Genomic DNA, 6,331 nt, shown 5'->3' with positions numbered 1-6,331 from the left:
CTCCCGACCCTCGCTGACGCGAGGCCCACCCTCCCCCGCAGGGGGGGGAGGGGAACCCGCGGATGTCGTCCGAAGCCTTCCGGGGGCCTCGCGATGAGCGCCGATCGCGACCGCGTGCTCGCCGCCGCGAATGTTTCACGTGAAACAGCGCAACGGCTCGATCTCTACGTGGCGCAGCTGGCGCGCTGGCAGACGATCAAGAACCTGGTCGGGCCGGCGACCCTGGCTGAGGTCTGGACGCGGCACGTGGCCGATGCGCTGCAGCTGCTCGATCTGATGCCGGAGGCGCGCCGCTGGCTTGACCTCGGCTCGGGCGCCGGCATCCCCGGGCTGATCCTGGCGATCGCCGGGCCGCCCGGCATCCGCGTCGACCTCGTCGAGAGCAACGCCCGCAAGTGCGCCTTCCTGACCGAGGCGGCCCGGGTCACCGGGGCGCCGGTAACGGTCCACAACGCGCGGATCGAGGCGGTGATCGGCGATCACCACGGGGTCGACGTGGTCTGCGCCCGGGCGCTCGCGCCGCTCGACCAGCTTCTCGCCTGGACCGAGCCACTGTTGAAAACGGGCACCACCGGGCTGTTTCCGAAGGGACGGGAAGCGGTTGCGGAATTGACCGATGCCGCGGAGCGGTGGACAGTCGGCCACGATCTCATTCCGAGCCGAACCGAGTCGGCCGCCCGGATCGTCCGCGTCACCGCCCTCGCTCCCAAGAGCCCCTAGCTCTCGAGAGCCTGCCACTCCCCCCAAGCGTTCCCGTCTCCCAGGCGCCCATGACAAGCGACGCGACTCCCCATCCCGCTGCCGATGCCGCGCCCGCGCGGCCGCTCCGGGTGCTGGCGCTGGCCAACCAGAAGGGCGGCGTCGGCAAGACCACGACGGCGATCAACCTCGGCACCGCGCTCGCGGCGATCGGCGAGCAGGTTCTGGTGATCGACCTCGACCCGCAGGGCAACGCATCGACCGGGCTCGGCATCGACCGGCGCGCCCGCCGGGTCTCGACCTACGAGGTGATGGCGGGCGAGGCGTCGCTGGCCCAGGCCGTGGTGCCCACCGCGGTTCCGCGCCTGTCGGTGGCGCCCTCGACCATGGACCTGCTCGGCCTGGAGCTGGAGCTGGCCTCGCTGCCCGACCGGGCGCACCGCCTGCGCAACGTGCTGCGGGGCCTGCGCGACGCGAACGCGACGCGCGACGTCAGCTACGTGCTGATCGACTGCCCGCCCTCGCTGAACCTGCTGACCATCAACGCGCTCGCCGCCGCCGATGCGGTGCTGGTGCCGCTGCAATGCGAGTTTTTCGCGCTCGAGGGCCTGAGCCAGCTGCTGCGCACCGTCGAGCAGGTGCGCGGCGCCTTGAACCCGAAGCTGACGATCCAGGGGATCGTACTGACGATGTTCGATCCGCGCAACAACCTGTCGACGCAGGTGGTGGCGGACGTGCGCGGCTTCATGGGCGAGAAGGTCTACGAGACCATGATCCCGAGGAACGTCCGCGTGTCGGAAGCGCCCTCGCACGGCAAGCCGGTGCTGCTCTACGACCTGAAATGCGCGGGCTCGCAGGCCTACCTGCGGCTCGCCTCGGAAGTGATCCAGCGCGAGGGCCGGGTGCCGGCGGCGGCGTGAGCGGTCGCGACCCGCCCGTTTCGGCGGGCGGATGCGGCCCGGGACGGTTCGGGTGTACGGCGTAACGATGCGTAACGGAGTGAGTGGGTGAGCGGGATGGCGGACGAGGTGGCACGGCCCCGGCTGGGGCGCGGGCTCGCGGCCCTGATCGGCGATTTCGGGGATGCGGGCAACGAGGCGGGCAAGGTGCAGGCGCAGCGCAAGGTCGCGGTCGAGTTCCTGCGGCCGAACCCGCGCAACCCGCGCCGCAGCTTCAGCGAGACCGACCTCGACGAGCTCGCCGCCTCGATCCGCATGCGCGGCATCATCCAGCCGATCGTGGTGCGGGCGCTCGGCGAGGTGCCGGGCACGTTCGAGATCGTGGCGGGCGAGCGCCGCTGGCGCGCGGCTCAGCGCGCCGGGCACGACGAGGTGCCGGTGGTGGTGGTCGAGATCGACGACCGCGCCTCGCTCGAGTTCGCGATCCTGGAGAACATCCAGCGCGCCGACCTCAACGCCATCGAGGAGGCCTCCGGCTACGAGCGGCTGATGAGCGAGTTCTCCTATACACAGCGCGAGCTTGCCGAGATCCTGGGCAAGAGCCGCAGCCACCTCGCCAACACCCTGCGCCTGCTCAACCTGCCGGCGAAGGTGCAGGAGCGGCTGGTCGCGGCCGAGATCACCGCCGGCCATGCCCGCGCGCTGCTCGGCGTGCGCGCGCCCGAGCTGGTGGCCAAGCGCATCGTCGAGGAGGGGCTGACGGTGCGCGACGTCGAGGCGATCGCCGCGTCCGAGCAGCAGCCCGACGACGTGCCGCGGCCCGGCCGGCCGCGTGGGCTGACCGAGAAGACCGCCGAGGTGCGCTCGCTGGAAAGCCGCCTCGCCCTGGCGCTCGGCCTCGGCGTGACCCTGAAGGCGAAGTCGTCCGAGGCCGGCGAGATCCGGATCCGCTACGGCACGGCCCAGGAATTCGAGGATCTCTGCCGCCGCTTCCAGGTGCCCGACGCCGGCTGACCGGTCGACGCCGGACGCCTCATCGCGGGGTCTCGATCTCTTGCCCCCGCGTCCGATCCCGGGACGGATGCGGGGCCGAGCCTTGTGGCGGCGGCGTGCGCGCGCCTAGAAGCGGGCTGCGTCCACCGTCCGGGCGCGCGTTCCATCGGTCCACGCCGTGGCGTCGCGGCGGGGCCTGCAGGCTCGCATTCGGGCCTCGGTGCCGGCCTCCGGCCGTTCGCGCGGCCCGTTCCATCCTTCGCACGGACACCTCCATGCCCCGCCTCCGCACGATGATCCTGGCCGCAGGCCTTCTCGCGATCCCCGGTCTCGGCCTTGCCCAGACCAGCTCCATCCGCGAGGCGCTGAAGCAGAACTGCACCGGCGATTACCTCGAGCATTGCAGCGAGCACCCGCCCGGCGGCCCGGCGGTGGAGGCCTGCTTCCGGGCCAACCTGAGCAAGCTGTCGCCCGAATGCGCCGCGGCGATCGCCCTCTACAAGCGCGAGACCAAGGGCCGGCGGATCTCCGAGGGGCGGTGAGCCGGCCCCGGCCGCCAGCCGCGCCGATCGGGAGCAGATCGCGCACCGCCTCGGGCGGGCGGCACGGACGGACGCCCCCCGAGGCGACGTCGATCGGCGGGGCTCCGGCGGCCGTCGCGTCAGCGATGGCGTTCGTCATCGGTGAGGATTCGGCAGGCGTCGAGGGCGGACAGGGCCGGCGCGCAGACGTCCGGGTGGCCCTGGCAGCAATCGCGCATCAGGAACTGGATCAACCCGCCGAGCGCCGGGTAGGCCGCGCTGTAGAGGATCGAGCGGCCCTCGCGCCGAGACGCGATCAGCCCGGCATGCTCGAGCTCCTTCACGTGGAACGACAGGTTCGAGGTCGAGACGCCGACCGCGCCGGCGAGGGCACCGGCCGCGACGCCGTCCGGCCCCGCGGTCACGAGATGGCGCACGATCCGCAGGCGGTGCGCCTGGGCGAGCGCGCCGAAGGCGGCTAGAGCTTGCGCTTCGTCCATCGTCGGTCCAATATTTCAATGAATATTGAAACATAACGGACGCCCGACGCGTGGACAAGCCGCCCTTCGCCGATCTGCCCAACATCGCCGCCGAGCACTTCGCCGTGCCGACGCCGGGCACCCTCGCGCCGAAGACCGGCTTCGCCCACCCGCCGCGATTCCTCATCCTGTACGGATCGCTGCGCGCGCGCGCCTTCAGCCGGTTCCTGGCCGAGGAGGCGGCCCGCCTGCTCGCGGCGATGGGTGGCGAGGTGCGGATCTATCACGCCGACGGCCTGCCGCTGCCGGACGACGCCACCGCCGACCATCCGAAGGTCCGGGAGCTGCGCGCCGCCTCGCTGTGGTCGGAGGGGCAGGTCTGGGTCAGCCCGGAGCGCCACGGCACGCTCACCGGCGTGATGAAGAGCCAGATCGACTGGCTGCCGCTCTCGGAGGGCTCGGTGCGCCCGACGCAGGGGCGCACGCTCGCGGTGATGCAGGTCTCGGGCGGCTCGCAATCGTTCAACGCCGTCAACGCCCTGCGCGTGCTCGGGCGCTGGATGCGGATGATCACCATCCCCAACCAGTCCTCGGTGCCCGCCGCCTACACGCAGTTCGACGAGGCCGACCGGATGAAGCCGGGGCCGCTCTACGACCGCGTCGTCGACGTCTGCGAGGAGCTCTACAAGTTCACGCTGCTCACCCGCGAGCGGGCCGACCTTCTGGTCGACCGCTATTCCGAGCGGAAGGAGCGGGCGCCCGCGCGCCTCGATGCGGTGGCCGCCGACATCGGGTTCGCCAAGCCGTAGGCGGCGGCCCGGCCGGCTTCGGCCGGATCACGCAGCGTGATCCGGCGCGGCGGTGGCTCGTCGAGCCGGATCGGCGCCGATCGGCGGGCTTTGCTTGCGCGATCCGGGCCTCAGCCCCGTCGCCGCGCCGCCTGCGTCGCGATCCGCAGCAGGGCGGAGGAGGCGTGGGCGTGGGCCAGGACCGGATCGGAGCGGCGGCAGGCCAGGATCGCGTCCTGGAGGATCTGCACCGCCTGGCGCAGGGTGTTGGGGCTCCAGCGGGCGAGCTGCGTCTCGATGCTGCCCTTGCGCTTGAAGTGCAGGCCGCGCCAGCTCGCGACCATCAGGCTCGGCGCCTTGTCGCCGCCCTCGATCCGCACGGCGAGCAGCTGCAGCGCATGGCGCAGGCCGGAGCCCAGCATCGCCGAGGGGTCGAGGCCCTCGTGGCGGAAGCGGCGGATGTCGCGCTCCACCATGTCGCCTTGGCCCGCGAAGGCGGCGTCGATCAGGGTGTTGAGCTGGCTGCCGGCGACGTCGCTCACCACCGCCTCGACGTCGTCGAGCCCGACGGTTCCGGTGCCGGCCGCGTAGAGCGCGAGCTTCTCGATCTCGGCGAGGCTCGCCCGGCGGTCGCCGCCCAGGCTCTCGGCCAGCAGGGTGCGGGCGTCGCGGTCGATGCGCAGGCCGCGCGCCTCCAGCGTCCGGTCGATCAGGTCGGCGATCGCGCGGGCGTCGTCGGCGTAGCACGGGATCGCCAGCGCCTTAGCCGACTTCTCGCACAGCGTGCGCAGCGGCGCGGTCTTGGCCAGATCGCCGGCCTCGATCACGATGCGCGTGCCCTGGATCTCGCCCTTGAGCAGCGCCTCGACGGCGGGCGCGATCGGCCGGCTCGTCGGGCGCACCCAGATCGCGCGCTTGTCGCCGAACAGCCCGACGGTGCCGGCCTCGTCGACGAGCCGGCCGGGATCGCCGGCGAGCGCGTCGCCGTCGATCCGCACCAGGGCGAACGGGTCGCCCGGATCGGTGACGAAGCCCTCGGCGAGCTGCTTGGCGCGCTCGGCGACCAGCCCGGTATCGGGGCCGAACAGCAGGATCACCGGCATGCGCGGGTCCGGCCCGCGCCGCAGCAACCCATCGATCTCGCCGGCCTTGACCGCGGTCACGCCCGGGCTCCCCGCCCGATCCTCAAGGCTTGGCCGAGAGCACCGAGGCGAGGCGGGTCTTGATCTGGTCGGCCAGCACCGAGGCGAGGCGGATCTCGGCGTCGCGGGCGGCGCGCAGGGATGCGAAGCGCTGCACCGAGCGGTCGTAGGTCGCGGTCGAGGTCGCGACGCCCTCGGTGACGATCTTGGTGCCGTCGAGGTTTTCGAGGCTGTACTTGACCACGCCGACGATGGTGCCGGCCTCGGCGCGGCCCGTGGTGGTCGAGACGATCGGCGTCTGCACCGACTCGCTGCCCTGCAGCTTCAGCCGGTAGCGCTTCGGCCCGGGCTGGCCGGAGCCGTCGAGGGCGAAGATCAGCTCGCTGCGCAGGTAGTGCCCGATGCGCTCCTGGTCGCGTGCCATCGCGATGTCGTCGACCTGGATGCCGGCGAGCAGCGCGGGCAGCGACTCGCCGGACGCCGTCGGCCCGTAGAGCGGGCGGAAGCAGGCCGAGAGGTTGAGCGCGAGGCCTGCGACGCAGGCGAGACGGGCCGCCCGCGCCGCGGCGCGAGCCGTCGCGGTCCCGATCGTTGTGTCCGCCATCCGCCTCATCCGCCCGCCGCAATCCGTCTCGTCCAGGGTTCTTTAGCGCGAGCGAACGGCCCGGCGCCACGACCCTACGCGCGATCCCTTACGATTCGTCTGCGGCGGGAGTTGGGTCGCCGAGGTCGGTGACCGCGGGCCGCGGAGGCCGGACGCGTCGCGCCGCGGCGAAGCCGAAGACGTCGGCGGGAACGCTCCCCGGGGGG

8 protein-coding genes are annotated in these 6,331 nt (G+C 72.5%); 5 read left to right on the top strand and 3 right to left on the bottom strand.

Annotated features, from left to right (window positions below; all coding sequences use genetic code 11):
* Nucleotides 1-93: 93 nt before the first annotated feature.
* From rsmG to FV223_RS17485, 4 genes are all read left to right on the top strand, one after another.
* Nucleotides 94-720: a 16S rRNA (guanine(527)-N(7))-methyltransferase RsmG gene (rsmG, locus tag FV223_RS17500; RefSeq protein ID WP_147728223.1), complete on the top strand. Its 627-nt coding sequence runs from the start codon at nucleotides 94-96 to the stop codon at nucleotides 718-720.
* Nucleotides 721-770: 50 nt separating this feature from the next.
* Nucleotides 771-1,619 (top strand): ParA family protein, encoded by an 849-nt coding sequence (locus FV223_RS17495; protein ID WP_147728222.1) that lies wholly within the window; start codon nucleotides 771-773, stop codon nucleotides 1,617-1,619.
* A gap of 96 nt (nucleotides 1,620-1,715) precedes the next feature.
* Nucleotides 1,716-2,612 carry a ParB/RepB/Spo0J family partition protein gene (locus FV223_RS17490; RefSeq protein ID WP_147728224.1) on the top strand — a complete coding sequence of 299 codons (897 nt, stop codon included), beginning with the start codon at nucleotides 1,716-1,718 and terminating at the stop codon, nucleotides 2,610-2,612.
* 254 nt (nucleotides 2,613-2,866) lie between these two features.
* Nucleotides 2,867-3,133, top strand: coding sequence for a hypothetical protein (locus FV223_RS17485; RefSeq protein ID WP_147728221.1), 267 nt, complete (start codon nucleotides 2,867-2,869; stop codon nucleotides 3,131-3,133).
* A 119-nt stretch (nucleotides 3,134-3,252) separates the two neighbouring features.
* Here FV223_RS17485 and FV223_RS17480 read toward each other — a convergent pair whose 3' ends face one another.
* Nucleotides 3,253-3,612 (bottom strand): metalloregulator ArsR/SmtB family transcription factor, encoded by a 360-nt coding sequence (locus tag FV223_RS17480; protein WP_147728220.1) that lies wholly within the window; start codon nucleotides 3,610-3,612, stop codon nucleotides 3,253-3,255.
* Nucleotides 3,613-3,662: 50 nt separating this feature from the next.
* On the opposite strand from FV223_RS17480, the gene arsH reads away from it, so the two are divergent.
* Entirely contained in the window at nucleotides 3,663-4,400 is a 738-nt protein-coding gene (arsH, locus tag FV223_RS17475) for an arsenical resistance protein ArsH (RefSeq protein WP_147728219.1), read from the top strand.
* Between the two features lie 110 nt (nucleotides 4,401-4,510).
* On the opposite strand, the gene holA is transcribed toward arsH, so the two are convergent.
* Complete coding sequence (gene holA, locus FV223_RS17470) at nucleotides 4,511-5,542, bottom strand: DNA polymerase III subunit delta (protein WP_147728218.1); 1,032 nt, start codon at nucleotides 5,540-5,542, stop codon at nucleotides 4,511-4,513.
* Nucleotides 5,543-5,564: 22 nt separating this feature from the next.
* Complete coding sequence (gene lptE, locus FV223_RS17465) at nucleotides 5,565-6,125, bottom strand: LPS assembly lipoprotein LptE (RefSeq protein ID WP_147728217.1); 561 nt, start codon at nucleotides 6,123-6,125, stop codon at nucleotides 5,565-5,567.
* Nucleotides 6,126-6,331: the final 206 nt, after the last annotated feature.

It is taken from the genome of Methylobacterium sp. WL116 (assembly GCF_008039455.1).
In the GTDB taxonomy this organism is placed as follows: Bacteria; Pseudomonadota; Alphaproteobacteria; order Rhizobiales; family Beijerinckiaceae; genus Methylobacterium.
This window is presented reverse-complemented; position numbering and strand designations above follow the sequence as displayed.